The organism is Sinosporangium siamense, assembly GCF_016863435.1.
Classification (GTDB): Bacteria; Actinomycetota; Actinomycetes; order Streptosporangiales; family Streptosporangiaceae; genus Sinosporangium; species Sinosporangium siamense.
In genome coordinates this window covers 50447-77049 of the sequence record NZ_BOOW01000031.1, presented here as the reverse complement: position 1 = coordinate 77049, position 26603 = coordinate 50447, and the positions used below count along the sequence as shown (strand labels likewise).

Sequence of the window (26603 nt, the reverse complement as noted above, 5' to 3'; positions counted from 1 at the left end):
TACCCCAAGAATTCACCAGCAGCAAAAGGGAACACTGGGGCGGTCCGATGAGCCGCCCCAGTGCGGGATCGCCGGATAAACCAGGGTTACTTAAGCGGGAAGTGCCGAGGCCATGTGAAGAATCGGCCGCCCTCGGGGACACGGGGATTGACACTCACGTTGAGCACGGCCAGGCCGCCTTTGCCGTCGGTAACCTTGATGGTGTAGGTGCCGTCTCCCTTGGTGGAACTCACGAGAAGTTGCCCCGGCCCGAACCAGAGCATCTTCGGTTTTCCTTGAGCGAGCCACTTCTTGAAGACCTGCTCCAGACCCTTCAAATGGGCCTGCGCGATGGAGGGCCCGCTGCTGGAGAGGCTCAAGGCGAGATCGAGAAGCGATCCGATGACGACGCCGGACTCCCCCGGGCGCGCAGTGCCGGCGGCCTCCTCGGGCCGCTGCGGGCTGACCGCGGGAGCCGCGGGCACGGGCTCGGCGATCTCGACCGGTCCCAGCGGATCGGCCTCCGGCGCGGCTCCGGCCACCATGGGGCCGGCGCCTTCGGCGATGGTGAACGTGACGATGGCATAGCGGCAGGCCCCCGCCGCGCAGACCTTGACGGGCACCTCAAAGGTGCCTGCCTGCGTCGGCGTGCCGCTCAGCCTGCCGTCGGGCCCCACGACCACACCGTCGGGCAGCGCGGCGAGATCGCTGACAGTGACGGTGACGAGAGCGTCGTCCCGTCCGCCGGTGACGCCGATCAGCCCCTTGAGCGGGGTCCCGGTCTCACCGGCATATTCCAGCGGGGCCACCGCGAAACGCCCTTTAGCCGGCTTCTCCGCGGCGGACTCCACTCCGTCGGCGACGGCGATCTCCGGCGACTTCACGGCGCCCTCGGCGGGTGTCTCCGGCTTGACGTCGCCCGCGAACTCATCGGCCTGCGGGGCGAACACCTGCCCCTGCGCGCGGTCGCCCTGCCCAAGGAGCGCGGTGCTCGCGGACCTCGGCTTCTTCGCCGGCGGCTTCTTCGCCGACGGCTTGCCCGCCGTCAGGGGTTTGCCGGAGGTCAGCGGCTTGCCCGCCGTCGACGGCTTTCCCGAGGTCGGCGGTTTGCCGGCGGTGAGGGGCTTTCCGCTGGTGAGGTCCGCCACGTCCGAGGTGAGGGACGGCTTCCTGTCGTCGGCCTCCGCCTGCAACTCCTCGGCCGCCGAGGGCAGCGGGTCGGCTCCCGCCTGTGCGGCCACGTCACGGTCATCGTCCTTGGCGGAGTCCAACGTGTCGTCCAACGTCCACCGGTGCTCGTCGAGCCGCACCTGCGCCGCCCGGTCGTTGAACAGCGGTGGCGGCACGTGAGCCCGCTCGACTCGCCCGGCTTCCTCCGTGCGTTCCGGCTTCTCCGCACGTTCGATCCGATCGGCGCCTTCGGCCTTCTCACCGCGTTCGCCTCGATCGACGCCTTCGGCCTTCTCAGCACGCTCGACCCGATCGGCACGCTCGCCCCGATCGGCACCCTCGACCCGATCGGCACGCTCGCCGCTCTCCGACTGCTCCAGATCCCACTGCGGCGCCAGATCCGCCCCCGGTGCCTGCTGCGGCCGGGCGCTCGACACGTCGACGTCGTAGGCACGACCGTCGGCCCCGATGGCGGCCCCCGACCAGCGGGTCACGACCATGCTCTTGCCCAGCGAGTGCGCACAGGCGAGCTGCTCACTGGCTGAGCCCGCGAAAAGCGTGTGCAGCTTCACTCCACGCGGCGCGGCCCCCGGGACACTGCGCTGCTCCGCGTGGGCGGGGAGAGCGGCGAAACCGGCGGCGCCGGCGATGCTCGCCACGAGCAGTGCCCCGGACCAGGGCCTTCGTGGCGACGTTCGCTCCCCTGTGTGGTGGTTGGACATCGATCCCCCGTTGCTGTCGAAGCGGCGGCGGTCCAACCGGCCGGGTGTACGGCGAAAGCCGGGCCGCCAGGTGTGAGAACGTGGCGGTTCTACCCGACGCACGTTCAACGAATGCCCATGCGATCACAGAGCGTGACGATCTTCCAGCGATACGCGCACCTTTCCCGGCCGAGTCGCGCCGGATAATCGAATACATGCGTGATCTGTGGTGGTGCGTGTGATGGCGGCGGAGTCCTCTCAGACGTTGGAGCGGGGCCTGCGCCTCCTCCGGCTGCTCGCCGGTGGCCACGGTCCCCGCACTCCCACCGAGCTCGCCGCCGACCTGTCGCTCAGCCGTCCCGTCGTCTACCGGCTGGTCACCGCGCTCCAGAACGAGGGTTTCGTGCGCCGTGACCGCGAGGGCCGTGTCCACCTGGGTTTCGGGGTGCTCGCCCTGGCGCAAGCCGTACAACCCCTGTTGCGGGCCGCCGCGCTCCCCACGTTGCGCCGCCTGGCCGAACGGGTGGGCGCGACGGCCCACCTCACCGTCGCCGAGGGGGACGACGGTCTGGCCGTGGCCGTGGTCGAACCCTCCTGGACCGACCTCCACGTCGCCTACCGCGAAGGCTCCCGCCACCCGCTCAACCGCGGCGCCGCCGGTCTCGCCATCCTCGCCGCCCGCCATGGCGACACGGGCTATCGCGCGACCGAGGGCCAACTCCAGGAGGGCGCCCGCGGCATCGCCGCCCCCATCGCGGGCCTCCCCGGCCTGGAGGCGTCGGTGGGCGTGGTGAGCTTCGGCCCGCTCGCCACCGAGAGCACCGGCCACCACGTTCTCCAGGCGGCCACCGAGCTCTCGGAGGCGCTCAGGTCCTGACGTGGCGCCGTCGATCCACCGCGAGATGTTTGACATACGCTCCCCCATGGCCGATTGTCGTACGTATAGAGGACAGTAGCGTCCGATAAACGGACAGAGGGTGGAGTGGGGCCATGCCGTACTACCGGGTCGTGGGAGAGGTTCCGCGGAAGCGTCATGTGCAGTTCCGGCGGCCCGATGGCGGGTTGTACGCCGAGGAGCTGATGGGAGAGGAAGGGTTCTCGTCGGACTCGTCGCTCCTCTACCACCGGTATCTTCCGACGGCGATCATCAAGGCGGAGGCGGTCGAGCCGCCGGCCGGGTCGGTGCTGTCGCCGAACCTGCCGCTGTCGCCGAGGCACTTCCGCACCCAGGATCTGCCGTCGGGCGGCGACCTCGTCACGGGCAGGCGGCTGCTCACGGGCAACGGCGACGTCCGCATTTCGTACGCCTCGGTCGGCGACCCGAGTGAGCTCTACCGCAACTCCATGGGCGACGAGTGCGTCTACATCCAGGAGGGCACCGCGAGGTTCGAGTCGACCTACGGTGCGCTGGAGGTGGGCGAAGGGGATTATGTCGTGATCCCCACCGGCACCATCCACCGCTGGGTGCCGCTGTCGGCCCGGGTGACGGCGCTGGCGATCGAGGCGTCGGGGCACATTAGGCCGCCGAAGCGCTATCTGTCGAAATACGGCCAGTTCCTTGAGCACGCGCCCTACTGCGAGCGTGATCTCCGCGCCCCTGGCGAGCCCCTGCTGGTGGAGGGCGAGGAGGTGCCGGTGCTTGTGCGCACGCGCGGCGGGCTGACGCGGCTTGTCTACCGCAATCACCCGTTCGACGTGGTCGGCTGGGACGGCTACCTCTACCCCTACGCGTTCAACATCGCCGACTTCGAGCCGATCGTGAAGCGCACCCACGCGCCGCCGCCGGTGCACCAGACCTTCGAGGGGCCGAACTTCGTGATCTGCTCCTTCTGCCCCCGCCCCCTCGACTTCCACCCAGAAGCCATCCCGATCCCCTACAACCACCACAACGTCGACTCCGACGAGTTCATGTTCTACGTGGGCGGCGACTACACCGCGCGCAAGGGGTCCGGCATCGACGTCGGCTCGATCTCGCTGCACCCGGCCGGTTTCACGCACGGCCCGCAGCCCGGCGCGGTGGAGGCGTCGATCGACGCGGTCAGGAAGGGGCACGTGATCACGAGCGAGCTGGCCGTGATGGTGGACACCTTCCGCCCGCTTGACCTGGGTGAGGCGGCGCTGGCCTGCGAGGACCCGGCTTACGCCTGGACGTGGGCGCGGTGACGGCGTCACCGCTGTTCGAGCGGCTGGTGGACGACGCGGGGTTGTTCCCGCCCACTTCCCTGCCGATGGACGAGGCGCTCGCCCGGCACGCCCGTGACCTCTCCGGGCGCAGCCCGGTGCTGACGCATCTCTTCCTGTGTCCGGCGACCCGGCTGGGTCAGCTCGCCGACCGCCCGCCGCCGCATATCGGGCTGATCCTGGACAAGGGCGAGCTGCCAGGCACGAACAGCTTGAACATCGTGTCGATCGACCTGCCGGCCCAGGGCACCGAACCCCTCGTGAACGAGTGCCTGGCGACCGGCCTGCCCGTCTACGTCGAGCCCGACAGATGCGCACCCGGCTGGCTCGCCGCGGTGGCGGCGCTGAAGCACACACCGGGGCTCGCGGCGAAGGTGCGCTGCGGCGGGGTCACGCCGGAGATGTTTCCGACGCCGGAGGAGCTGGGGTCGTTCATCGAGATCTGCGTCGATCTCGGCCTTCCGTTCAAGGCCACGGCGGGGCTGCATCACGCGGTCCGCCACTACGATCCCGAGCTCGACGTCTATCGCCACGGCTTCCTCAACATCCTGCTCGCCACGTGCGCCGCGGTCCAGCGGGAGAGCCCCTTCGAGATCCTCGCCTCGGCCGAGAGCGAGGATCTGGTCAAGGCGGCTCATGCCGTACCGGTGGAGACGGCGCGGCGGGCGCGGGAACTGATGGTGAGTTATGGGTCGTGCAGCACGAGCACGCCGATCGCGGAGCTTCGGGCATTGGGCCTGATCGAGGAGGGGAACGGCTGATGCCGACTTGGGTGCCGGGTGCCGCGGGGTCGGCCTTCGATGTGGACAACCTGCCTTATGGGGCTTTCTCCAGGTCAGGCGAGGATCGGCGCGCGGTGGGTGTGCGCATCGGTGATTACGTCCTCGATCTCGCGCCCGCGCTGGCGGACGAGGTGTTCGCCTCGGGGTCGCTGAACCCCTTCCTGGCGCGCGGACGTGCGGCGTGGGACGAGACGCGGCGGCGGGTGCAGGCGCTGCTGACGCAGGAGGAATCGCGGGGCACGGCGGAGACGCACCTTGTGCCGCTGGCCGAGGTGCGGATGCACATGCCCTTCGAGGTGGCGGATTATGTGGACTTCTACTGTTCGCTGGAGCACGCCTCGAACCTGGGGCGGATGTTCCGCCCGGACGAGGAGCCGCTGAAGCCGAACTGGCGTCATCTGCCCGTGGGCTACCACGGGCGGGCGGGCACGGTGGTGGCGTCGGGCACGTCCGTCGTGCGGCCGTCGGGCCAGCGGGCGCCCGGGCCGGTGTTCGGCCCGTCGGCGAAGCTGGACATCGAGGTCGAGCTGGGATTCGTCGTGGGAGTGCCGACGGCTCTCGGGGAGCGGGCGGGGAGCTTCGCCGACCACGTGTTCGGCGTGACCCTGGTGAACGACTGGAGCGCGCGAGACATCCAGGCGTGGGAATATGTGCCGCTCGGACCGTTCCTCGGGAAGTCGTTCGCCACCTCCGTCTCCCCGTGGATCACCCCGCTGGCGGCGCTGGAGCACGTGCGGGTGCCGGGCCGGGCGCAGGAGCCCGAGCCGATGGACTATCTGCGCCGGGCGGAGAACTGGGGGCTCGATCTGGCGATGGAGGTGCGGCTCAACGGCGAGGTGGTCTCACGGCCGCCCTACCGGGGGATGTACTGGACGCCGGATCAAATGCTCGCCCACATGACGGTGAACGGCGCGTCCCTCCGCACGGGTGACCTTTTCGCCAGCGGCACGGTGTCGGGCGCGGAGTCCGGCGAGCGGGGCTCGTTCATCGAGATGACCTGGAACGGCACAGAGCCGATCAAGCTGGCGAACGGCGAGACGCGGACCTTCCTGGAGGACGGCGACACCGTCACGATCTCGGCGACGGCGGGCGGTCTGGCCCTCGGGGAGGTGACCGGGACCGTCAAACCCGCCCGATAGGTCGGGTAATTCCGGTAAGCAACCCTCCCGGCGGCCACAAGCCGATTCCTATTGGACTGACGTCCGCTTTATACCTATGGTGCGAGCTAACGTAGGAATAGGGCACGAGGCGCGCCTACAGACCGGAGGCCGTCCCGGGCCGACGGGAGGACGGGCATGGAAGCGTGGATCATCTGGCTGATTCTCGCGGTTGCCCTCGGGGTGGCGGAGATCTTCACGCTGACCACCGCGCTGGGGCTACTGGGTGGAGCCGCCCTTCTCACCGCGGGGGTGGCCGCCGTGGGCCTGCCTTTGCCCCTCCAACTCGGCGTCTTCGTGCTGGCCGCGGCGTCCGGGATGCTGGTGATCAGACCCATCGCCACCCGCCACCTCCGCCAGGCCGCCCTGCCCTCCCAGCGTTTCGGTGTGCAGGCGCTCATCGGCCAGTCCGCCTATGTCACGCAGGAGGTCACCGCCCGCAGCGGACGGGTGCGCATCGGCGGCGAGGAGTGGTCGGCCCGTTCCTTCGACGAGACGCTCGTGATACCTGAGGGTGCCACGGTGGACGTCATGCAGATCGAGGGGGCCACCGCTCTGGTCTACCCGCGGGAATAGATCCGCCGAGGCCCCCCGGTAGCCGACGAAGAGGAGTCACCATGGAAGCGGTGCTGGTAGCCGGCCTGCTTATAGCGTTGTTCGCCGTGTTCACCGTCCTGCGGGCCGTCCGTATCGTGCCCCAGGCCCGAGCCCGCAATGTGGAACGGCTCGGGCGGTACCACCGCACATTGCAGCCCGGGCTGAACTTCGTCATTCCGTACATCGACCGTGTCCACCCCATGATCGACCTGCGCGAACAGGTCGTCTCCTTCCGCCCCCAGCCGGTGATCACCGAGGACAACCTGGTCGTCGAGATCGACACCGTGCTCTACTTCCAGGTCACCGACCCGAGGGCGGCGGCCTACGAGATCGCGAACTACATCCAGGCGATCGAGCAACTGACGGTCACCACGCTGCGCAACGTCATCGGCGGCATGGACCTTGAGCGCACGCTCACCTCCCGTGACACCATCAACAGCCAGCTACGCGGGGTCCTCGACGAGGCCACCGGCAAGTGGGGCATCCGCGTCAACCGGGTGGAGATCAAGGCCATCGACCCGCCCAAGACCATCAAAGAGGCGATGGAGAAGCAGATGCGCGCCGAGCGTGACAAGCGCGCGGCCATCCTCACCGCCGAAGGTCAGCGGCAATCGCAGATCCTGACCGCCGAGGGCGAGAAGCAGAGCAACATCCTGCGTGCGGAGGGCGAGCGCACCGCGGCCATCTTGAAGGCCGAAGGCCAGTCGCGGGCCATCGACCAGGTCTTCCAGGCCGTGCACCGCAACGACCCCGACCCCAAGCTGCTCGCCTACCAATATCTCCAGGTGCTACCGCAGCTCGCCCAGGGCGAGGGCAACACCTTCTGGGTGATCCCGAGCGAGGTCACCTCGGCCCTGCAGGGTGTATCGCGGGCCTTCACCGAGGCGCTGCCGAGATCGGCGGCGACCCGCGACGCGAGCGACTCGGAGGAGAGTGTGGCGCGAGCGGCGAAGGAGGAGGCCGCGCAGGCCGCCGAGGCCGCGGCGGAAGCCGTCGCCGACGCCTCTGAGGGTGAAGGACCGCGCCAGATCTCGGCAGGCGGCACCGCAGCCGATCCGCTGGCGGATCTGCAGCAGAAGAACGCCAAGCGCGTGGATTAACGGCGAACGAGGGTCGTCCGGCCGGGCCACGGGGGCATGCCCGGCCGGACGACATCTCCCACGGGGAACGGATGGAGTCTCCCGACGGCTCCCCCGCAGCGGGAGTCAATGTCAGGATCTCCACCTCAAGGGGAGCATCTCAAGAGCCATTCCAGCTCATAAAGCTCAATGCCAGGTCCGGTCAAGCTGAATGAAACCTGAGAACACTACGGTGATTCCCGTATCCCAGCGTGGCTAGATCGGTCCATGCGACCTAGCTGGTGAAACGCGTGTTTACTTCTGTGGCGTGGATCGGTCCCCTACGAATCCACAAGCGCCGATATTTCCTCATAGAGAGCGCTCACCTGGCAGCCGCACCCGAAACAACGCGCCACCCCCCGGCGCCCTCTCAGCCGTCACCGTGCCGCCGTGCGCCTTGACCAACGCGGCCACAATGGACAGACCGAGACCGCTCCCACCCCCCATACCTCTCGTTCGCGACGGATCCGCTCGATAGAACCTCTCAAACACCCACTCCGGGTCCAGCGCCCCGAAACCCGGCCCCTGATCGACCACTTCAAGCACGACCTCGTCGCCCTCCACCCCGACCCCCACCTGGAACGGGGTGCCCTTGGGGGTGTGCCGCAGGGCGTTGTCCACCAGGTTGCCCACCACCTGTCTCAGCCGTGTCTCATCCCCCGACACCATCACCGGCACCTCGGCGGCGTCCAGGCGCACCAGGTCGACGTCGCGCTCGGGGGCGAGGATCCGCGCGTCGAGTACGGCTCCCGCCGCCAGGCTGAGCATGTCCACCGGGGCGGTGGTGAGCGGCCGCTGCCGGTCCAGCCGGGCCAGCAGCAGTAGATCGTCCACGAGCAGCCCCATGCGGGTGGCCTCGTCTTCGATGCGGCGCAGCAGGCGTGCCGCCTCGACGTCCCGGCCGGCGTCCTGATGCCGGTAAAGCTCGGCGAAGCCGCGGATCGAGGTCAGCGGGGTGCGCAGCTCGTGAGAGGCGTCGGCGACGAATCTCCGCATGCGATCCTCGGAGTCCTTGGCGGAGTCGGCCGACTCGCTCGCCGCCTTGGCCGACTTCTCGGCGGCCCTGGCCGCCTCCTGCGCGGCGGCCTCCGACGCCTGCCGGTCGAGGAAGGCCCGTTCGAGCTGGGCCAGCATGTCGTTGATGGCCTCTCCGAGGCGGCCGATCTCGCTGCCGCCCGGCGGCACGGGCACCCGGCGCGACAGATCGCCCGCGGCGATGGCCATGGTGCTGCGCTTGATCGCGATCAAGGGTCGCAGGCTTCGCCGTACCAGCATGTAGCAGGCGGTCGCCATGACGATCACCACGGCCAGGCCGGTGAGCCCGATGAAGTGCACGAGCTGGCGGACCGTCTCGATCTGCTCCCCCATGCTGATCGCGACCACGCGGGCGTTGCCGTTCCTGGCGAGGGCGACGACGACACGCCAATCGGGGCCGTTGGGGGTGGTGGAGCCCACGGTGAACGGCTGGGGGCCCCGTTTGACGACGTCGGTCGCGGTGAGCGGGGGGAGTTTCGGGCGGACGGCGTCGGGCGGGGCGACGATGACGCGGAGATGCCGTCCGTCGGGCCGGACGGTGATCGCGTAGACCATGCCGAAGACGCGAAAGGGCCGCAGGCGCATTCTCGCCCCGAGGTCCCCGTCCCCTTGGAGCGCGGCGACGACTCCCGCCGCCTCGTCGCTGTGCGGCTGGGAGCCCTCGGCCAGTTGGGGCGGCGCCCGGGTGATGCTGGTGAGCTGCTCGTCGATGCGGTCTTGCATGTATCCGCGGAGCAGTTGCACCGCGGATACACCCATCAGGACGAGGGCCAGCGTGACCAGCAGTGAAGTGCCGAGGACGAGCCGCAGCCAGAGTGGGGCGCGCTGGATCCACCGTCGCGCTCCATCCAAAGGCCACGGGTCGACCATCACTGGCGCGGGGGCCTCAGCACGTAGCCGACTCCGCGCAATGTGTGGATAAGTCTGGGTTCGGTTTTATCGATTTTGCGGCGCAGGTAGGAAACGTAGGATTCCACCACGCCTCCATCGCCGCCGAAGTCGTAGTTCCACACGTGGTCGAGTATCTGCGCTTTCGACAGGACACGTCCGGAATTAACCATAAAGTAGTGGAGGAGTTTGAACTCGGTCGGCGAAAGCCGTACAGCCCGCCCGGCCTTCCACACCTGGTGCGACTCCTCGTCCATCTCCAGATCGGCGATCTGGAGCCTCGCGGGAAGCTCCAGGTCCCCGCGTGTGCGCCGGAGCACGGCCCGGATGCGCGCCAGCACCTCCTCCAGGCTGAAGGGCTTGGTCACGTAGTCGTCGCCCAGCGCCAGCCCGGCCACCTTGTCCTCGGTGGCGTCTCTCGCGGTGAGGTAGAGAACCGGCATTCTGTGCCCGGCCGAGCGCAATCGGGAGGTGACGGCGAAGCCGTCGAGGTCCGGGAGCATCACGTCGAGCACGATCAGGTCCGGCTGCATCCTCTCGACGAGCCGCACGGCCTCGCGGCCGTCACACGCGGTCACCACGTCGAACCCGCTATAGCGCAGGCTGGCGGAGAGCAGTTCCCTGATGTTGGGCTCGTCGTCCACGACGAGCAGGCGCGCCTCGGCCGCCTTCACCGGCGTGCACCACGGCGATCGATGTGCCGATCGGCGTTGTGGTCGACAGCCAGGTGGTCGGCAGCCACCCACCGGACCCGCGACGGACGACGGAGGGGGGTCGCTCCAGAAGTGGTCGTCAGGTTCACGTTGGTTAACGATCCCCGAACGCGCTTGAGCCAAGCTCAGCTCTTGCTGACTATTTGCTGTGGATTCATGGAGCTCTGGGGCACTTGCCGGCAGTTACGAGTGGAGGGGTAAAGCTCACATTCGTCACTTGACACTTAGACCATAGTAGAAAAGATCACTCTCCGTAAGAGTGAGGTCGCCTTGGCGAGTGGCCGCCTCCGCGGCGCGCAGCGCGGTCTTGGTGAGACGCACCGCGGCCTCCTTTCTGCGGCTGAGCCGCTGGGCCCACCGGTCGACCGTCTGCTCCAGGGTGTGCGGCGAGGTGACGCCGTTGAGCAGGCCGTAGGTGTAAGCCGTGCGAGCGTCGATCGCGTCGCCGAGGAAGACCAGCTCACGGGTGCGTGAGGCACCGATCTCGGCGACGAGCCGGGGCCCGGCGCCGCCCCAGAGGGGCGGGACGCCGAGGGAGAGCTCGGGCAGCCTGAAGTGGGTGTCTGCGGACGCCACACGCAGATCGCAGTGGACCGCGAGGGCCAGCCCGGCCCCGACGACCTTGCCGTGCAGACGTGCCAGGGTGATGGGTTTGGCCGCCGCCAGCGCCTGGCAGACCTCCCGGCCGAGGTCGACGGCCTCGCGCACGGCGCGCCCGCTTGGATCCGCGGCGGCCAGGCGGTGCAACTCATGCACGTCGGCGCCCACGCTGAAGCACTCCCCCGCGCCGGACAACACGATCACACGGACATCGGCCTCGCCGTTCAGCTCGCGCAGAGCCCCCGCCAGAGCGTGTAGGAGGAGGAAGTTGAGCGCGTTGCCGGACTCTGGCTGGTTGAGGGTGAGATAGGCGACCGGCCCTTCCCGGCACACGCCGATCACGGGGGGATGGCCGGCGGTCATCCGCGCGCCACCGTCAACGAGGTGACGTCCCGGAAGGTGACGCCCCGGGGCCGCACCGGAGTGCCCGCCACCCTGAGGCCGGGGAAACGTCCGGCCAGCGCGGGCAGCACCAGCGACCCCTCAAGCTGAGCGAGCTGCGAACCCACGCAGTAATGCGGGCCGAGCCCGAAGGCCAGCAGCGGCACGGAGGGGCGGCCGAACTCCAGCCGCTCCGGCCTCGGCACCACACGTGTGTCGTGTTGCGCGGCCCCGAGCAGCGTGTGGACCATCTGCCCCGCCGCGACCGGTTGTCCGGCGAGGACCGTGTCGTGCTCGGCCACCCTGCTGGTGACCTGCACGGGCGAATCCCACCGCAGGATCTCGCGGCAGGCCTGGGCGGCCGACTCGGGCCGGGCACGGATCCACTCGGCCTGCTCGGGGTGGCGGGCGAGCCCCAGCATCATGCTGTTGAGCATTCCGGCGGTGGTCCTCCAGCCCGACACGAGCAGGGTGCTGCCGATGAGGTAGGCGAGCTCCTCCGGCCCCCGCCCGTCCTCCATGCGGACCAGCTCGCTCAGCAGGTCGCCCCTGGGCGCGGCACGGCGGCGCTCGATCTCGTCCACCATGTAGTCGTAGATCTCGATGGCGGCGTAGTCGGCCGCGTCGAGCTCGCCGGCGGTGGGCGACAGCTCAAGGACATAGGAGTAGCTCCGCGCGGCGTCCACCAGCCGGGCCGTGTCGGCGACGGGCAGGCCCAGCAGGATGCACACCACGGCCATCGGCAGCGGGTCGGCCACGACGCGGGCGAAGTCGGCGTGTCCCTCGCGGCGGAGCTCGTCGTCGAGCGCGTCGAGCCGCTCGTCGACGACGCGCCGGATCCTTGGCAGCAGGTCGGCGAGGGCGCGGGCGGTCATGCGCCCGGCGAGCGCGGCGCGCTGCACGGCGTGCGGGGAGCCGTCGAGGTGCATCATGGTGCGGGCCACCTCACCGAGGGAGACCCGGCGCCGCCAGCCCGGCAGGTTGCCGTCCTTCCATTGCGTGCTCGTCACCAGCCAGCCGGGCTCCTTGAGCACACGCGCGCAGGTTTCGTGGTCGGTCGCGAGCAGCCCGCCCCACAGGGTCGGCAGCAGCGGGCCGAGCTCCCGTAAACGGGTGTAGACCGAGTAAGGGTCGTGGCGGCCCGCAGGTGAGCGCAGCCGGGCCAGCGCGTGCGCCACGGCCCGCACCAGGGGACGCTCCGCGCGCTCCTCAAGGTCCGGCCCGAATGCGGACACATCTGTCTCGCAGATCGAGATCGAGCAGTTCATGCCGGTGATCATCTCGAAGCCGCGGAGGCTTGCCGCCCCTCAATGTCGAGGCTTCACCCTCGGCGAGAGGTTCTTTTGCCTCAGCGCCATTTCGGCTACTCCATGGCTAGGGGCAAGGTGACCCGGAACGTGGCGCCGGAGCCGGGCGCGGTCTTGAGCGCGACCGAGCCGCCGTGGGCCTCGACGATCGCCGCCACGATCGCGAGGCCGAGGCCGCTGCCGCCGTCCTCGCCGTTGCGGCGGGCGCGGGAGGAGTCGGCCCGGTAGAAACGTTCGAAGACCCGCTCGGCCTGCTGAGCCGACAGGCCGGGGCCCTGGTCGGCGACCTCGATGAAGGCAGTCTCCTCGTCGGCGCCCACCCGGATGGTGATGGGCGTCGTCCCCGGCGTGTAGGTGAGGGCGTTGGCCATGAGGTTGCCCACGACCTGGCGCAGCCGCGTCTCGTCCGCTGAGACGATCATGGCGTGTTCGCCGATGACCTCCAGGGACACCTCGCGCTCCGGCGCGAGCAGGCGGGCGTCGTGCATGGAGTCGGCCGCGATGGCGAGCAGGTCCACCGGGTGGGTCTCCAGCGGGCGCTGCTGGTCGAGGCGGGCGAGCAGAAGCAGGTCGTCGACGAGCAGGCCCATACGCGCGGCCTGCGTCTCGACGCGATACATCAGCTCGCCCACGTCGGCGCTGGAGTTCTGCCGGTAGTACTCCGCGAATCCTCTGATCGAGGTGAGCGGGGTGCGCAGTTCGTGGGAGGCGTCGGCCACGAACTGACGCATCCGCTCCTCGGAGCGCTTGGCCGCGGACTCGGAGTTCGAGCGTGCCAGGAAGGCCGCCTCGATCTGCGACAACATGCCGTTGATGGCGCGGGCGAGGCGGCCCACCTCGGTGTCGCCCTCCCCCAACGGCACCCGGCGGCTGAGATCGCCGGCCGCGATGGCCTCCGCCGTGCGCTCGATCTCGGACAGCGGGCGCAGGCTCCGCCGTACGATCACGATGCCGACGGAGGCGAGCGTCACCAGCACCGCGACGCCGCCGAGCAGGACGAAACCCGCGAGGGTGCCGGTGGTCTGGCTGACATCCGCCATCGTCAGGGCCACCATGATGACCGCCCCGCCGTCGGACGGTTGCAGTTTCACCCGCCACTGGTCCTCGCCTGTGATGGAGTCGACCGTCTGGGGTTCGTGGTACGGCACGCCCTGAAGGTTGGGCTCGGGCAGCCCCGAGACGTCCCCGCCCTTCGAGGAGAACGTGGTCCTGCCGTCGGCGTCGGTGACGCGCACGATCGCGTCGTGCGGCATCCAGACACGGCTGGGGTCGTTCTTGGGATAGCGGATCACACGCCAGAGGACCCGGTTCTCCACCTCGTCGATGCGGGTGTCCACCCGGTCGATCAGGTGCTCGTCCAGCAGCGACACACTGCCCAGGCCGACGGCGGCGAGGCCGGTCACCATCAGGGCCAGCACGGCGGCGATCAGCTTGATCCTGAGGGGTGTGCGGACCGAGAGCCGCCTGAGCCGGGTGGGCATCACGACCCCGGCGGCAACCGCAGTACGTAGCCGACACCGCGCAGGGTGTGGATAAGCCGGGGCTCACGGTTGTCGATCTTGCGGCGGAGCACGGAGACGTAGGACTCCACGATCCCCGCATCACCTCGGAAGTCGTAATCCCATACGTGGTCGAGGATCTGAGCCTTCGACAACACACGTCCCGCGTTGGCCATGAAATAACGCAATAGCTTGAACTCGGTTGGCGAGAGCGAGACGGCCCTTCCTCCTCTCCACGCCTCGTGACTCTCCTCGTCGAGTTCGATGTCGGCGAACGTCAGCCGGGGCGGCGGGGTGAAGGGGCCACCCGCGGTGCGCCGCAACACCGCCCGGATGCGGGCGATCACCTCTTCGAGGCTGAAAGGCTTGGTCACATAGTCGTCGCCGCCCAGTGTCAGGCCGCGGATCTTGTCTTCGGTGCCGTCTCTCGCGGTCAGGAAGACCACGGGCGTGTGTGTCCCGCCACCCCTCAATCTGCGAACAACATCGAACCCATCCATGTCCGGCAACATCACGTCCAGCACAACAAGGTCGGGCCGGTGACGTTGTACGGCAGAGACGGCTTCCAACCCGGTGCCGGCAGTTTTAACGTCAAATCCCGCGAATCTGAGGCTCGCGGCCAATAACTCGAGGATGTTGGGCTCATCCTCGACGATGAGGAGTCGTGCCTCCGGAGAGTCGGTCACGTCCCTATCTTCACCCCCTACTGGGAGAATTCCGGTGGTCAATTGGTGCCGTGGCCCTTCGACAAGACGACGGACGCCACATGCCGGGCGATCGCCAGACTGGACGTCGCCGCAGGGGACGGCGCGTTGCGCACGAGAACCACGTCACCGTGCACATCAATGGAGAAGTCATCGAGAAGCCCGCCGTCTCTGGCGACGGCCTGGGCACGCACGCCGCCGTCTGCCGGGGCGAGGTCGTCTTTGGAGAGCGCGGGCACAAACCGCTGCGCGCCGGCGAGGAACGCCCTTTTAGCCAGGGAGCCGTAAACCTCGGATAGCCCGGTACGCCAATGTTTGACCGCCATGCGCCGGGTGCCCTCCCAGGCCAGGATGTCCCGCAACTCCGAGGGGACGACGCGCCCCCAGGAGTAGCCTTCGTAGGCGAGCGCCATGACCGCGTTGGGCCCGACCAGCACCTCGCCGTCCACCCTACGGGTGAGATGCACTCCGAGGAATGGGTAACGGGGATCTGGAACCGGGTAGATCAACCCATTTACGAGATCACGCGCAGATCCCAGCAGTCTATGAAATTCCCCCCTGAAGGGCACAATACGCACGTCACCCGCGCGTCCGGTCATGCGCGCCACCGAGTCCGTGCCCAGCCCCGCGCACACGACAAGCCTGTCGAAAGTGAACTCCGCGTCACCCGCCCGCACCCGCACACCACGCGAACCCTCCCGGATCGCGCGCACCGGATGCGACAGCCGTACCGAACCCCCGTTGTCCTCGACGTCGGCGGCGACGCGGCGGGCGACCGCCGCGAAATCGGTGATCGCGGTGTGCGGCGAATGCACCGCTCCCACCCCGATCGCGTGCGGCTCGATCTCCCGCAGCCCGAGCCCGTCGAGCACCGCGATGCCCGGCACGCCGTTGGCCCGCGCCCGCTCCGCGACCCGCCGCAGCCCCGCGCGCTCGGTCGAGTCAACGGCGACGACCAGTTTGCCCACCTCGTCGTACGGCAGAGCGTGCTCGGCGCAGTAGGCCTTCAACATCGCCATGCCCTCACGGCACAACCTGGCCTTGAGCGAACCCGGGGTGTAGTAGATCCCGGCGTGCACGACACCGCTGTTGCGGCCGGTCTGGTGGGCCGCGACGCGGTCCTCCTTGTCCAGCACCGTCACCTCGGCGCCGTGGACACGGGCGAACTCCCTGGCGATCGCGAGGCCGAGGATGCCCGCGCCGACGACGCCGATCCGCTCCCCGGTCATCGCGCCGCTCCCGGCGCGTATAGGCGTCTTCCCTGCGTGTGGCGGCGCGGCGTGGTCACGGTGGCGGCACCTCTCCGGCGGGCGGCCTGGCGCTCGGCGCGCGGCGTACGGATGTGGACGGAGGTCGGCGTGACCGTGAGGCCGGCCGCGTCCGTTGTCAGTGGGGTTTCGATGGCGGTGATCCGTTTAAGCAGATGGAGCGGGGAGACGACAGCGTGCGGGAGCACGCCAGGGGGCCGACGCCGGCGGCGGGTGAGCCCGGTGACCTCGTCGTCGGGGAAGCCGGGGAACGGGAGAAAACGTCCGCCCGGCATGAACCCGCGGGGTCCTCTCTCCTGCTCCACGCACCTTGACGGAGCGGTCGCCAGATCACGCATATCAACCAATCCAACACCGCCTTTCACCATAGGCCAGGCTTGGCTTACTCCGGCCTTGAACCCCTCGTTCGGTGCATTGAGCGTAGGCTGTCCGGGACCGAGCACGCCCCCCGGGTGGACAATCACCACCGCATTCCCCGGCGGCCCGCAGGTGCGAACATGCACTTCACCGGCGGGTTCTATGGATGTCGGAGCTGGGCGATCTTTATCGTGATCATGAGGGAGTTGCGCTGGTCCGTTGCCGTCGGTGGAGAACTTGGCCACGGCATGTGGGCCCACGAAAACAGACGCTCCATGCACCAACAGCCGCATGCCGGAAAATTAGCGCTACTAACCGCATCTAGGAAGGGTCGCCTGCCAACTTACCGATCTTCTTACCCCGGTGTGTTCCACGCAAAGGGCCGCCACAACCGGAAATCCCCTCGATATGGCCGTCCAGTACGTCGGGACGAAAGGTCATCTAAAGATCAACTGTTGGTGGAATCCCGATCACCTCACGGCAGCGTCCACAGCGCCCACCTCTAGCACCCGACTCCAGTGCCCGCCTTTAGCACCCGCCTCCAGCACCCGGCTCCGGTGCCCGCGTCTAGTGCGCGCGGCGGGCGATGAAGGCGATGACCGCCGTGGCTCCGACCGCGACGACCAGCCACAGGGCGATCGTGCCCACAGGAACACCGCCCGCCTCCGCGTCCTTGTCCTCAGCCCCCGCCGCCGACACGTCGGCGGGCCCCTTGGCGGGCTTCTTCTCGCCTTCTGCGGCTGGCTTAGGTGTGGGCGTCGGGGTGGGCAGGGCCTCCCGCGGCAGGGGCACGCGGTAGACGGGGCTCTTGGCCCCCTCGGTGCCGGTGAGTACGGCGGTGCCGTCGCGGGTGTAGGTGATGCTCTCGGCCTGTTTGACCGCGGGCATGTCCAAGCGGGAGATCAGCTCGTCGGGCGCCCGATAGAGCGAGGCGGACAGATAGGTGCGGATGACAAAGCTCGACCCGTCAGGCGCGTAGGCCGCGTCCGTCGCCATGACGGGCGCCGAGCCGACGCGGCGGAGCACGTTGACGCGGTCGGTGCGCAGGCGGCGCGGCGCCTCGTAGATGGAGCCGCCGAACTCCTTGCTGACGACGTATAGCCTGCCGGTGCGCGGGTTGACCATGATGCCCTCGGCGTTGCGCCCCCCGTCCTCGTAGCGGAACCGGTAGCGCACGGCGGGCAGAGCGCCCCCGCGCATCGACGTGGGCTCGTTGACCTTGTAGATGGAGATGTCGGGCCAGGCGCCGTTGAAGTTGTCGCCCACGTCGCCGAACCAGAGCACCCCCCGCCCGGTGCTCTTGTCGACCGAGGCGGCCATGCCCTCCCAGTCGCGGGCCGCCGCGCCGCTGAGGGTGAACCTCGCCCGGGTGCGGCCGTCGGCGCCGAGGGCGTAGAACACGGGGCCGTCGTCGCTGTCGTTGTGGGTGTAGATCACGTTGTCGTGGGTGAGGGACACCGCGAGGCCGCTCGATTCGCCGATCCGCGAGTCGGCGATCTTGAAGGCGAGCCCCTCCTCGTCCTCCGGCTCAAGGGCCGCCGCACCCCAGGCCGGCGCCGCCCAAGTGGCGAGCACCGCGGCCAGCGCGGCCCCGGTGACCAGCGGTTTTCGGATGCGCGATCGAGTCCCCATGTGGCCATCATGCCCTGTGGACCGCTAACGTGACGTCAGGGGAAGGATCACTTCGCTGGAGAGCGGACGACCATTCCAGCATTTGATCTTGCCACTCCGCAACGGCGTGGGGCTCGACAGGAGCGCACTCCAGGTATCTACCCTGAAACCCATGGATTACGCGAACCTGGGACGCAGCGGACTATCGGTCAGCCGACTCTGCCTCGGGACCATGAACTTCGGCCCGGAGACCTCCGAGGAGGACTCCCACGCCATCATGGATCGGGCCCTTGAGGTGGGCATCAACTTCTTTGACACCGCCAACGTCTATGGGCGGCAAAAGGGAGAGGGGATCACCGAGCAGATCATCGGCCGCTGGTTCGCCAAAGGCGGCGGCCGGCGTGAGAAGACGGTCATCGCCACCAAACTCTACGGATCCATGGGCGACTGGCCCAACGACAACCTGCTGTCCGCGCTCAACATCCGGCGTGCCTGCGATGCCTCGCTGAAGCGGCTGCAGACCGACTACATCGACATCTACCAGGCGCACCACATCGATAGGAACACCCCTTTCGAGGAGTTCTGGGAGGCCATGGATGTCCTGCGCCAGCAGGGCAAGATCGTCTACGTCGGGTCGTCCAACTTCGCCGGCTGGCACATCGCGCAGGCCCAGGAGGCGGCACGCAGGCGGGGCTCGTTCGGCCTGGTGTCCGAACAATCCCACTACAACCTGATCGTTCGCGCCGCCGAGCTAGAGGTCGTGCCCGCCTGCGAGCACTACGGCCTGGGCCTGATTCCGTGGAGCCCGCTCGCGGGCGGCGTGCTCGGCGGCATCCTCCGCAAGATCGACAAGGGTCGCTCGGCGTCGGGGTTCGCCCTGGAGCAGCTGGAGAAGCACCGCGACAAGATCGAGCGGTATGAGAAGTTCTGCGATGAGTTCGGGCAGGACACCGCCGACGTCAGCCTCGCCTGGCTGCTCCACCAGCCGGCCGTCACCGCGCCGATCATCGGCCCCCGCACCATGGCACAGCTGGACGGCGCGCTCAAGGCGCTGGAGATCAAGCTGGACGACAAGGCGTTGATGCGCATCAACGAGATCTTCCCCGGCTACCAGACCGCTCCTGAGTCTTACGCCTGGTAGGTGCCCGAGATCAGCTCAGAGCGGCACCGACCACCACGATCAGCACCAGCAGCCCGAGGACAAGGGGCACAATCCAGCGACGAGGACGTTCCACGTTCTGGAGCCTAGCCCCGATTAGAGGGTGTTTCGGCCATGTAGCGGCCACGACCTCAGTGACTCATATCGCACGCGGGGCCCGAGATGGCTGCGCATGAGGTGGATCTCCTCAGCCCGCCACTCGGTCCCCTCGAACTCCGCCAGCGCCTCGACCAGCTCCCTCACGTCGTCTCCCCCGGTTCGTGTCCGGGTCCGGGCCACCGTGAGATGCGGGTGGAACGGCCTGGCCTCGCCGTGGGCCGCCCCCGCCCGCCGCGCGGCGGCCTGCGAGGAGTCGGCCAGACGGCTGAGCACCGGCTTCGGCCCGCACACCCCTATCCAGAGCACCCGCGCCCGCTTCCGGGACGGGAAGGCCCCCGCCCCGGCGAAGGACAACGTCATCGGCGGACGGCGCGAAGCCGCCCGCGCCAGCCGTACCTCCAGATCGTGCTGCACATCGGCCGGCACCTCACCCATGAACGTCAGGGTGAGGTGCCAGGTCGCCGGGTCCACCCAGCGCAGGCCCGGCCAGGCGTCGCGATGCGGCTCTAGCGCGCGCTCGACCTCACCGAGCACCGCCGGGGGCGGGAGCAACGCCGTGAACAGCCGCACGTGACTTCCTCCTGCGTGTGATCACCTTGGTGAGCGTCGTCGCAAGGCCGACACCGACCAGGCAGAGCGCTCCCGCAATCATCACACCCGCGCGCGGCCCGCCGAACTCCGCCAGCCAGCCCAGCACGGCCGCCCCCACCGGCACACCGCCGGTGAACACGAGCACGTAGATGCCCATTACCCGGCCGCGCATCTCCGCCGACGTGGCGAGTTGCACGGCGGCGTTGGCCGCGGTGTTCACGGTGATCAGCGCCATGCCGGCCGGCACCAGCATCGCCAGGTAGAGCGGGTACCAGGGGGCGAGCGCCGACGCCATTTGCAGCACCGAGAAGATCACCGCACCGCCGATGATCAGCTTCTTGGTGGGTCTCACCCGGCGCGCCGCCAGCAGCGCCCCCGCGAGCGCCCCGACCGCGAACGCGCTGGAGGCCACACCGAACGACGACGCCCCGGCCTGGAAGACCTCGCGGGCCATAAGCGCTATCGTCATGCCGAAACTCTGCGCGTACATCGACACGAAGGCGATCAGCAACACCGGCATCAGCAGTTCGGGCCGGTCCAGCACATAGCGCAGGCCTTCCCGCAGCTGCCCCTTGGCCCTCGGCACCCGCTCGGACGGATTCAGCTCCGCCTTGCGCATCAGCAGCAGCCCCGAGATCACCGCCGCGAACGACACCGCGTTGAGCAGGAAGATCGGCCCGGTGCCGCCCAGCGCGTAGATCAGCAGACCGGCCAGGGCCGGCCCGACCACACGGGCCAGGTTGAAGATCGAACTGTTGAGGGCGATCGCGTTGGTCAGGTCGGGCTTGCCGACCATCTCCACGATGAAGGACTGCCGCGTGGGCACCTCCACACAGGCGACCACACCGAGCGCGAACGCCATCGCGTATACGTGCCAGATCTCCGCCGTGCCGGTCACTGTGAGCAGGCCCAGCGTCAGCGCGAGCAGCCCCATGATCGTCTGAGCGATGATCATCACCGGCCGCTTCGCATAGCGGTCCGCCAGCACACCGCCCCACAGGCCGAAGAACAACTGCGGCATGAACTGCAACGCCGTCGCCACCCCAAGCGCCACGGCACTGCCGTTCGTCAGGTCCAGCACCAGCCAGTCCTGCGCGGTGCGCTGCATCCAGGTGCCGACGTTGGAGACCACGCCACCACTGGCGAACAGGCGATAGTTGTGGTTCCGGAGGGAGCGGAACATGCCACCCTTCACGGGTACGGCATCGGCCTGCTCCTCCAGCTCCGCGACCTTGACCGCGGCTTGCGCGCCGGCATCGCCCTTGGTGTCCGGGACACGGGGGCCGGGGATGGTTTCTCCGCGCGGCGGCGCGGGGTCGTCGCATAAGGCGAGGCCCGTGGTGGGCATCGCCGGCCCTTCCAGCATGACGCGGTCGCCGGCGAGCACCGTGGCCCCACTCATATCTCTCAATACAGTCGTGCCACCGTCGAATCCGGCCCGCGCTCCCGTTCCAGGCCGACGTCCGACACCTTCGACACATCCGGCGCGCCCCACATCGGGGCGTTCGCCGGCAGGACGAATCCGCGGCCGCGCCTTCGGCACGGCCGCGCGGCGTTCTTCTGGGTCCGCTAGATCTTGCTGAGCTTCTCCAGGATCTGCGCCGCCTGCCGCAACACGGTCTTCTCCTCGGGAGTCAGTTCCTTCAACCGTTGTGCCAGCCAGGCTTCCTTGCGGCGGCGCTCCTCCTTCAACAGCGCCAGCCCGGCCTCGGTCACGCTCACGGTCACTTGCCGCCGGTCGGTCGGATGGGGGGATCGGGCGATCAGGCCGCGCTCGTCCAGTGCGGCGATCACCCTTGTGATCGAGGGTGGCTGCACCTTCTCTTGCTCGGCCAATTCGCCGGGGGTTATCGCGGAATGCCGTTCCACTGCGGCGAGCGTCGCGAGCTGTGTGGCTGTCAGCGAGTGCTTCGCCGCCTGTCTTCGCAGTCTTCTGTTCAGTCGCGCCAACGTCACGCGTAGCGCGGAAGCCAACCCGGCGTCGCTTCGCAGATTCGCGGCCGGGCTCATCTTGGGAGGGTTCGTTAGCATGTCTCATTACCTTTGCTAACTATATACGGCTCCATGGCATTCCCACCAATCGCCCCTTTTCACGGCAGATGCCAGAGCCTATCCAGGCACCCGCACCCCCGGTGTCTCCCCCGGGCACCTACCCAGGCACCTGCTCCCCGCCGCCTCTTCCGCACCCGGGCCACGCCCGGCGGCACGGCAGCCCGCGCCTCGCCCGTACGGCGGGAGCCTCGCGATCACCCCGGGCGCACGCCCACCCGGGGCCGCCATGGCGTCCCCACCGCCTGCGACCACCACTGGACACCCCCGCCCCCTATCCGCGGCGACCTGCCCGGACGTCGCCGCCGAGGTCAACCCGCGAAGTAGTGTGGACGGCGTGAGACAGCCCCGCAGGCCCGACCCCGAGCCGCTCAAGACCAACGACAAGGCCGCCATCCTGGCGGGCATGGGCCTGTGGGCGATCGCGCTCGTGGTTCTCCTGGTGTTCCAGCCCGACCTGGAACAGGACTGGTGGGTGTGGACCTGCGTCGCCGGCATCGTCGGCGGCCTCTTCGGCCTGTGGTACATCCACCGTCGAGACCGCCGCCGCCAAGCCGGGCCGCGCTAGCCGAGCCGAAGCGGGACGCCCGGCCTCCCGCTCATATGGCGGCCGGGACCCGGGCAGAGGCAGCAGCAGATGCCACCGCCACTGATCGCGCGGCTTCTCCAGCGGAGGCCGAGAGTCCTCCACCCACCAACGGCCCTCCGTCGGCCCCGCCCATGGCGGAGGCCACGGCATATAGGGCGCCGATGGCCGAGACGTGCTCGCTGCCGCCTGGCTCGCCGAGACCGGTGACGTTGAGGCAGGTGACGGAGTCGCAGTGGATCAACTGCGGCGTCATTGTTCTCCAGGGGAATCATCAGGTGGGTGATCAGGCGATCGGGTGGGGTGGTCGCCGGGTCGGACACCTACACCTCGCGGATCGGGCCGCAGGCGGGATAGTGCCGCTCGGCGCACCAGGACAGCAGTGCATACGCGATCAGCCCGATCTGGTCGTAGGGGCCGACGTGGGTGGCACTGGCGAACCGGCCGCCGGGCAGCAGGTCGAGCGTGGCCCCTGCCACCGGCTCTTCGCTGACAAGAGCCACGGTGACGGTGACGGGCTCGCCGAGGCCGAGCGGGAACAAGCCGATGAGCTCGGAAGCGGCGGCCGGCGGCGCGGCTCGCAGGCCGGCGACGGCAGCCGTGGTGGCCCGTCGACGTCTGACGGGTCCGCCGCCGTCGCCGTGACCACCGCCACGCGTCGCGCCGGCTCGGTGACCACCCTGACGGAAGCGGCCGGCGGGCCGTGCGCCATGACGCGCTCCAGGGTGGCCGGCTTTGATCGGCGCCTGGCCGCCCTGAGGCGAGCGGCAGGGGCATGAGCTGCCAAGATCGGCTGCCGCCAGGAGAGTCGCCACGGCAGGGGCACGGAACAGCCCGGGCCATCCCGAGGCGGGGGAACCCACCGACGGTGGGAATGCCCGCGCCCCCGGGCGCGGAGCGAAGCCGACCCCCGCTCGTGCGGCTGGGTCGGGGTTAGGCGTTCAGGCTGTCGAGGTCGGCTTCGGCCAGGAGGAGGGGGACGGCGTCGGGGTCGCGGAGGAGGGCGGCCACGGCCAGGCGGTCGCCCCACTGGCCGCAGGCCCAGGCCAGGCCGCGGGCCAGGCCGTCGATGTCGGAGCAGTGCACGGTGCCGTCGTAGAAGCGCCACGTGGCGGGGGCGCCGTCGACGAGGAGGGGGTCGTGCGCCATGTAGGTCGCGGGGGCGGTGGGGAGCAGGGAGCGGACGGCGGGGGGCACGTCGCGGCGGGTGCCGGTAGAGGTGACCTCGCCGGTGACGACCTCGCCGGCGAGGGGCAGGTCGAGGAGCTCGGACAGGGCTTCGGCGAGGTCGAAGGGCGACAGGATGAGGGGGCGGTCCGCCACGTGGGGAAGCAGGTCGGGGGCCTCCACCACGACGGGGCCTGGGTCGCCGGTCTCGGCGTCGGCGACGACGATCTCGCCGTGCAGGACGGCGCGCACGGAGCCGGGGGGCTCGACCCTGGAGGGGTCGACGCCGGCGAGCGCCATCCACAGGGAGCGGAGCTGGGCGCGGTCGACCTCCAGGTCGGGGTCGCCCATGAGGTCGAGCAGCTCTTCGGGGCCGCCGCGCTGGGCGAGCAGGTCGGCCAGCGTGGTGCGCACGCCGATCAGGGCCAGGGCGGCGGGGTCGAGGCCTGCGGGGGCTTCGCCGTACAACCCGAAGAGGAGGGGGTCGCCGCCGGGGACACGCAGGCCGGTGGGAGTGCGCCCGCCGAGCACGGGGTGGGTGCTGAGCCACCACGCGGTGTAGGAGGGCACCTCGACGGTCTCGCCGCCGGCGACGAGGCGCAGCGGGTGGAGGGCGGCGCGCAGCGGGGGGCGGGTGAGGAGGGTGAGGGCGGTGGGCCAGTCGGCGACGTATTCGAGATCGCGGATGGCGCTGAACTCGGGCGCGACGGGCGGCACGGACAGGTCGGGCAGCGTGTCGAGCACTGCTTCGAGCCACTCCTCCTCCCGGTCGAGCCCGTGGTCGCACTCGTCGGGGTCGAGCAGCACGTCGGTGTCGTTGGCGACGGCGAAGCCGTCGAGCACACCGGCGGCGGCGAGCACACGCGGGCCGTAACGCTCGACGAGGTCGGGGGCGGCCACGCCGAACGGGGTGTCCTCCTCGACGAGCCCGGCGAGGGTGCCGCCGGCGAGGAGTAGCTCGGCGGCGGGGTAAAGGTCGCCGGCGGTGCTGCGCAGGGCGAGATCGCCGAGCCAGGGGGCCTCACCGGCGGTGAGTCCGGCGGCGTCGACGAGGGCGAGCACGGCCTGCGCGACGGGATCGGCGTCGCCGCTCTCAAGGGACTCCGACACCGCGGCGCGGGTGAGCGGGTCGTCGAGGACGGTGCGCGGGGTGGCCTCGGCGGCGCCGAGGCGCAGCAGCAGCGGGTGGGCGGCGCCTGGGTGGACGACGCGCAGCCCGAGGGGGGCGAGCACGGCCGGGTCGAGTGCGGAACCCTCCTTCATCACCAGGGTGCCGCGGGGGCCGCGCACGAGACGTCCGTCGGCCAGCGGCACGGGCAGCGCGCCGATGGCCTCGGGGTCGTCGGCCGGCAACACGTCGTAGAGGGAGCGCCACCAGGCGGGGTCGCGGCTTTCGACCGCGTCGCCGGACAACATCTCGATGACCTCGGCGAGCTCGACCCTCTTGACGCCGAGGGTGGTGAGCGCGGGGTGGCGGGTCGGCCAGTCGGCGGGCAGGAGGCCGGGCACGACGGGGGCGACGAGGTCGAGCAGCTCGGCGGAGCCGGCGACGGAGGCGGCGCGGCGGCCGGCCACCGCGCCGTCGAAGGGCCGCCACCAGCCGTCGGTCTCCTCGCGGCGCACGGCCTTTTCCGGCGCGTTGAGCAGCTCGAAGGCGTCGGGTCCCGCGGGGGCGGCCTCGGTGGGCTCGGCGGGGGCCGACAGGGCGGGCAGCAACGGCGTGTCGGGCAACCTGCGCAGGATGGCGCGGCGGATCTCGGCGTCGAGCTCGGCCTTGCCCATGAGGCCGGGCACGAGGCTCAGCAGGGCGGGGGTGCGGGGCAGCTCGGTGAGCAGCTCAAGGTAGGCCTCGGCGGCGCGCTCGACGAGGAAGGCCCGCAGGGGGCCGGTCGCGGCGTGCCTGCGGTCGGTCGCCATGGGGAGGGTCGCGATCAGCAGCACGGGCAGGTCGAGCGGCTCGTCGCTCGGGGTGGGCGCGTGCACGACGGGCGGCACGCCCGCGGGCAGCGGCCGGGGCTCGCCGTTGCCGGCGACGGGCACGGCCCAGCGCACGAGCCAGTGCGGGCGGGCCCGCTCCTCGGTGGGCCGGTCGGCGAACAGCTCGGCCACCTGCTCGGGGGTGAACTCGCCTGAGGCCGACACGACCTTCCAGTTGTCGGCGGTGACCGTGCGGACGGCGCCGTCGATCTCGATCTCGATCACGCCGAGCGACGGCATGCCGAGCGGCAGGGCGGCGTCGGTCTCGTCCAGCATGCGCCGGACGCTCTCCTCGGCGGTCTTGTCGCGCAGCGGCAGCCGGACGATCGTGTCGAAGCCCTCGGGGATCTCCACGGGCGGGGCGGCGAACGGCAGGCGCAGCATGGGCACGTGGCCGGCGCGCTCGCGGAGGGCAGCGGCGAGCGCGGGCAGGCCGGACACGAGCGCGGTGGTCTCCTCGCGCGACCAGCGCACCGCGCCGGTGGCACGGGAGGCGATGAGCGGCGCGTCGCAGACCGACACCACGGCGGCGAAGCCGACGCCGAAGCGGCCGGCCGCGCCCTTCTCGTCGCGTTTGGCGGAGACGCGGAGGGTCGCGAGCCCTTCGACGCCGGGGGCGTCGAGGGGGGCGCCGGTGTTGGCAGCGGTCAGCACGCCGTCCTTGAGCACGAGGCGCAGGCGGCCTGGCACCCCGGCCCGCAGGGCGGCGTCGGCGGCGTTTTGCGCGAGCTCCACGATCAGCCGGTCGCGGTAACCGCCGAGCGCGAAGTCCTCCTCGGCGTTGGCGTCTTCGCGGAACCTGGCCGGCGACGCCACCCAGGCGTCGAGGACCGCGGCGCGCATCCGCGCGGTGCCGAACGCGTCGTCGCCGGTGGTGGCACCGCTCGCGGCGCCGCTGTTCGAATCGGCACTGCTCAAGGCGGCGCT

General features: G+C 69.9%; 23 protein-coding genes. 8 read left to right on the top strand and 15 right to left on the bottom strand.

The genetic code is table 11. The annotated features are described in order from the left end of the window. Nucleotides 1–86: 86 nt before the first annotated feature. Nucleotides 87–1808, bottom strand: coding sequence for a putative Ig domain-containing protein (locus tag Ssi02_RS24590; protein WP_204029694.1), 1722 nt, complete (start codon nucleotides 1806–1808; stop codon nucleotides 87–89). A gap of 283 nt (nucleotides 1809–2091) precedes the next feature. Between Ssi02_RS24590 and Ssi02_RS24585 the strand changes: the two genes are divergently transcribed. The 6 genes from Ssi02_RS24585 to Ssi02_RS24560 all read left to right on the top strand — a co-directional run bounded on the left by Ssi02_RS24585 (nucleotide 2092) and on the right by Ssi02_RS24560 (nucleotide 7667). Further along, nucleotides 2092–2727 carry a helix-turn-helix domain-containing protein gene (locus tag Ssi02_RS24585; RefSeq protein WP_204029688.1) on the top strand — a complete coding sequence of 212 codons (636 nt, stop codon included), beginning with the start codon at nucleotides 2092–2094 and terminating at the stop codon, nucleotides 2725–2727. 113 nt (nucleotides 2728–2840) lie between these two features. Beyond that, nucleotides 2841–4013: a homogentisate 1,2-dioxygenase gene (locus Ssi02_RS24580; RefSeq protein ID WP_204029680.1), complete on the top strand. Its 1173-nt coding sequence runs from the start codon at nucleotides 2841–2843 to the stop codon at nucleotides 4011–4013. Continuing rightward, nucleotides 4010–4792: a hypothetical protein gene (locus Ssi02_RS24575; protein WP_239129547.1), complete on the top strand. Its 783-nt coding sequence runs from the start codon at nucleotides 4010–4012 to the stop codon at nucleotides 4790–4792. Before Ssi02_RS24580 ends, Ssi02_RS24575 begins: the two co-directional genes overlap by 4 nt. Next, nucleotides 4792–5952: a fumarylacetoacetase gene (fahA, locus tag Ssi02_RS24570; protein ID WP_204029660.1), complete on the top strand. Its 1161-nt coding sequence runs from the start codon at nucleotides 4792–4794 to the stop codon at nucleotides 5950–5952. Before Ssi02_RS24575 ends, fahA begins: the two co-directional genes overlap by 1 nt. A 156-nt stretch (nucleotides 5953–6108) precedes the next feature. Beyond that, nucleotides 6109–6546, top strand: coding sequence for an NfeD family protein (locus tag Ssi02_RS24565; protein ID WP_204029659.1), 438 nt, complete (start codon nucleotides 6109–6111; stop codon nucleotides 6544–6546). A 41-nt stretch (nucleotides 6547–6587) separates the two neighbouring features. Then, nucleotides 6588–7667 carry an SPFH domain-containing protein gene (locus Ssi02_RS24560; protein ID WP_204029657.1) on the top strand — a complete coding sequence of 360 codons (1080 nt, stop codon included), beginning with the start codon at nucleotides 6588–6590 and terminating at the stop codon, nucleotides 7665–7667. 327 nt (nucleotides 7668–7994) lie between these two features. On the opposite strand, the gene Ssi02_RS24555 is transcribed toward Ssi02_RS24560, so the two are convergent. From Ssi02_RS24555 to Ssi02_RS24515, 9 genes are all read right to left on the bottom strand, one after another. Further along, complete coding sequence (locus Ssi02_RS24555; RefSeq protein WP_239129544.1) at nucleotides 7995–9572, bottom strand: sensor histidine kinase; 1578 nt, start codon at nucleotides 9570–9572, stop codon at nucleotides 7995–7997. 17 nt (nucleotides 9573–9589) lie between these two features. Continuing rightward, on the bottom strand, nucleotides 9590–10282 hold the full coding sequence (locus Ssi02_RS24550; protein WP_204029655.1) for a response regulator transcription factor: 693 nt from the start codon (nucleotides 10280–10282) through the stop codon (nucleotides 9590–9592). 252 nt (nucleotides 10283–10534) lie between these two features. Continuing rightward, nucleotides 10535–11284 carry an enoyl-CoA hydratase/isomerase family protein gene (locus Ssi02_RS24545; protein WP_204029653.1) on the bottom strand — a complete coding sequence of 250 codons (750 nt, stop codon included), beginning with the start codon at nucleotides 11282–11284 and terminating at the stop codon, nucleotides 10535–10537. Further along, the gene (locus Ssi02_RS24540; protein ID WP_204029651.1) at nucleotides 11281–12570 is read right to left on the bottom strand and encodes a cytochrome P450; all 1290 of its coding nucleotides are present in this window, start codon (nucleotides 12568–12570) and stop codon (nucleotides 11281–11283) included. Before Ssi02_RS24540 ends, Ssi02_RS24545 begins: the two co-directional genes overlap by 4 nt. A gap of 95 nt (nucleotides 12571–12665) precedes the next feature. Further along, a complete protein-coding gene (locus Ssi02_RS24535) occupies nucleotides 12666–14090 on the bottom strand; it encodes a sensor histidine kinase (protein WP_204029648.1) in 1425 nt (474 codons plus the stop codon). Next, nucleotides 14090–14794 (bottom strand): response regulator transcription factor, encoded by a 705-nt coding sequence (locus Ssi02_RS24530; protein ID WP_204029647.1) that lies wholly within the window; start codon nucleotides 14792–14794, stop codon nucleotides 14090–14092. Before Ssi02_RS24530 ends, Ssi02_RS24535 begins: the two co-directional genes overlap by 1 nt. A 38-nt stretch (nucleotides 14795–14832) precedes the next feature. Further along, nucleotides 14833–16041, bottom strand: coding sequence for an L-2-hydroxyglutarate dehydrogenase (gene lhgD / locus Ssi02_RS24525; protein WP_204029645.1), 1209 nt, complete (start codon nucleotides 16039–16041; stop codon nucleotides 14833–14835). Beyond that, a complete protein-coding gene (locus tag Ssi02_RS24520) occupies nucleotides 16038–16355 on the bottom strand; it encodes a hypothetical protein (protein WP_204029643.1) in 318 nt (105 codons plus the stop codon). Before Ssi02_RS24520 ends, lhgD begins: the two co-directional genes overlap by 4 nt. Nucleotides 16356–17004: 649 nt before the next feature. Beyond that, entirely contained in the window at nucleotides 17005–18069 is a 1065-nt protein-coding gene (locus tag Ssi02_RS24515) for a hypothetical protein (protein ID WP_204029641.1), read from the bottom strand. Between the two features lie 151 nt (nucleotides 18070–18220). On the opposite strand from Ssi02_RS24515, the gene Ssi02_RS24510 reads away from it, so the two are divergent. Continuing rightward, nucleotides 18221–19189: an aldo/keto reductase gene (locus Ssi02_RS24510; protein WP_204029639.1), complete on the top strand. Its 969-nt coding sequence runs from the start codon at nucleotides 18221–18223 to the stop codon at nucleotides 19187–19189. 114 nt (nucleotides 19190–19303) lie between these two features. Here the strand turns inward: Ssi02_RS24510 and thpR are convergent, their stop codons facing one another. The 3 genes from thpR to Ssi02_RS24495 form a co-directional block, all read right to left on the bottom strand. After that, complete coding sequence (thpR, locus tag Ssi02_RS24505) at nucleotides 19304–19876, bottom strand: RNA 2',3'-cyclic phosphodiesterase (protein ID WP_204029637.1); 573 nt, start codon at nucleotides 19874–19876, stop codon at nucleotides 19304–19306. Continuing rightward, nucleotides 19830–21299: an MFS transporter gene (locus Ssi02_RS24500; RefSeq protein WP_239129541.1), complete on the bottom strand. Its 1470-nt coding sequence runs from the start codon at nucleotides 21297–21299 to the stop codon at nucleotides 19830–19832. The genes thpR and Ssi02_RS24500 overlap by 47 nt, the downstream gene beginning before the upstream one ends. A 167-nt stretch (nucleotides 21300–21466) precedes the next feature. Next, on the bottom strand, nucleotides 21467–21907 hold the full coding sequence (locus Ssi02_RS24495) for a MarR family winged helix-turn-helix transcriptional regulator (protein WP_239129539.1): 441 nt from the start codon (nucleotides 21905–21907) through the stop codon (nucleotides 21467–21469). Between the two features lie 376 nt (nucleotides 21908–22283). On the opposite strand from Ssi02_RS24495, the gene Ssi02_RS24490 reads away from it, so the two are divergent. Beyond that, nucleotides 22284–22514: a DUF2530 domain-containing protein gene (locus tag Ssi02_RS24490; protein ID WP_239129537.1), complete on the top strand. Its 231-nt coding sequence runs from the start codon at nucleotides 22284–22286 to the stop codon at nucleotides 22512–22514. A 341-nt stretch (nucleotides 22515–22855) separates the two neighbouring features. Here Ssi02_RS24490 and Ssi02_RS24485 read toward each other — a convergent pair whose 3' ends face one another. After that, a complete protein-coding gene (locus Ssi02_RS24485; protein ID WP_204029631.1) occupies nucleotides 22856–23074 on the bottom strand; it encodes a GyrI-like domain-containing protein in 219 nt (72 codons plus the stop codon). A gap of 391 nt (nucleotides 23075–23465) precedes the next feature. After that, nucleotides 23466–26519 (bottom strand): sacsin N-terminal ATP-binding-like domain-containing protein, encoded by a 3054-nt coding sequence (locus Ssi02_RS24480; RefSeq protein ID WP_204029887.1) that lies wholly within the window; start codon nucleotides 26517–26519, stop codon nucleotides 23466–23468. Nucleotides 26520–26603 lie beyond the last annotated feature (84 nt).

Coding starts and splice junctions, on each gene's coding strand:
- Ssi02_RS24585 (WP_204029688.1), top strand. CDS start 2,092: ATGGCGGCGGAGTCCTCTCAGACGTTGGAGCGGGGCCTGCGCCTCCTC.
- Ssi02_RS24580 (WP_204029680.1), top strand. CDS start 2,841: ATGCCGTACTACCGGGTCGTGGGAGAGGTTCCGCGGAAGCGTCATGTG.
- fahA (WP_204029660.1), top strand. CDS start 4,792: ATGCCGACTTGGGTGCCGGGTGCCGCGGGGTCGGCCTTCGATGTGGAC.
- Ssi02_RS24565 (WP_204029659.1), top strand. CDS start 6,109: ATGGAAGCGTGGATCATCTGGCTGATTCTCGCGGTTGCCCTCGGGGTG.
- Ssi02_RS24560 (WP_204029657.1), top strand. CDS start 6,588: ATGGAAGCGGTGCTGGTAGCCGGCCTGCTTATAGCGTTGTTCGCCGTG.
- Ssi02_RS24545 (WP_204029653.1), bottom strand. CDS start 11,284: ATGACCGCCGGCCATCCCCCCGTGATCGGCGTGTGCCGGGAAGGGCCG.
- Ssi02_RS24540 (WP_204029651.1), bottom strand. CDS start 12,570: ATGAACTGCTCGATCTCGATCTGCGAGACAGATGTGTCCGCATTCGGG.
- Ssi02_RS24535 (WP_204029648.1), bottom strand. CDS start 14,090: ATGCCCACCCGGCTCAGGCGGCTCTCGGTCCGCACACCCCTCAGGATC.
- lhgD (WP_204029645.1), bottom strand. CDS start 16,041: ATGACCGGGGAGCGGATCGGCGTCGTCGGCGCGGGCATCCTCGGCCTC.
- Ssi02_RS24520 (WP_204029643.1), bottom strand. CDS start 16,355: ATGCCGGGCGGACGTTTTCTCCCGTTCCCCGGCTTCCCCGACGACGAG.
- Ssi02_RS24515 (WP_204029641.1), bottom strand. CDS start 18,069: ATGGGGACTCGATCGCGCATCCGAAAACCGCTGGTCACCGGGGCCGCG.
- Ssi02_RS24510 (WP_204029639.1), top strand. CDS start 18,221: ATGGATTACGCGAACCTGGGACGCAGCGGACTATCGGTCAGCCGACTC.
- Ssi02_RS24500 (WP_239129541.1), bottom strand. CDS start 21,299: ATGAGTGGGGCCACGGTGCTCGCCGGCGACCGCGTCATGCTGGAAGGG.
- Ssi02_RS24495 (WP_239129539.1), bottom strand. CDS start 21,907: ATGAGCCCGGCCGCGAATCTGCGAAGCGACGCCGGGTTGGCTTCCGCG.
- Ssi02_RS24480 (WP_204029887.1), bottom strand. CDS start 26,519: ATGCGCGCCGCGGTCCTCGACGCCTGGGTGGCGTCGCCGGCCAGGTTC.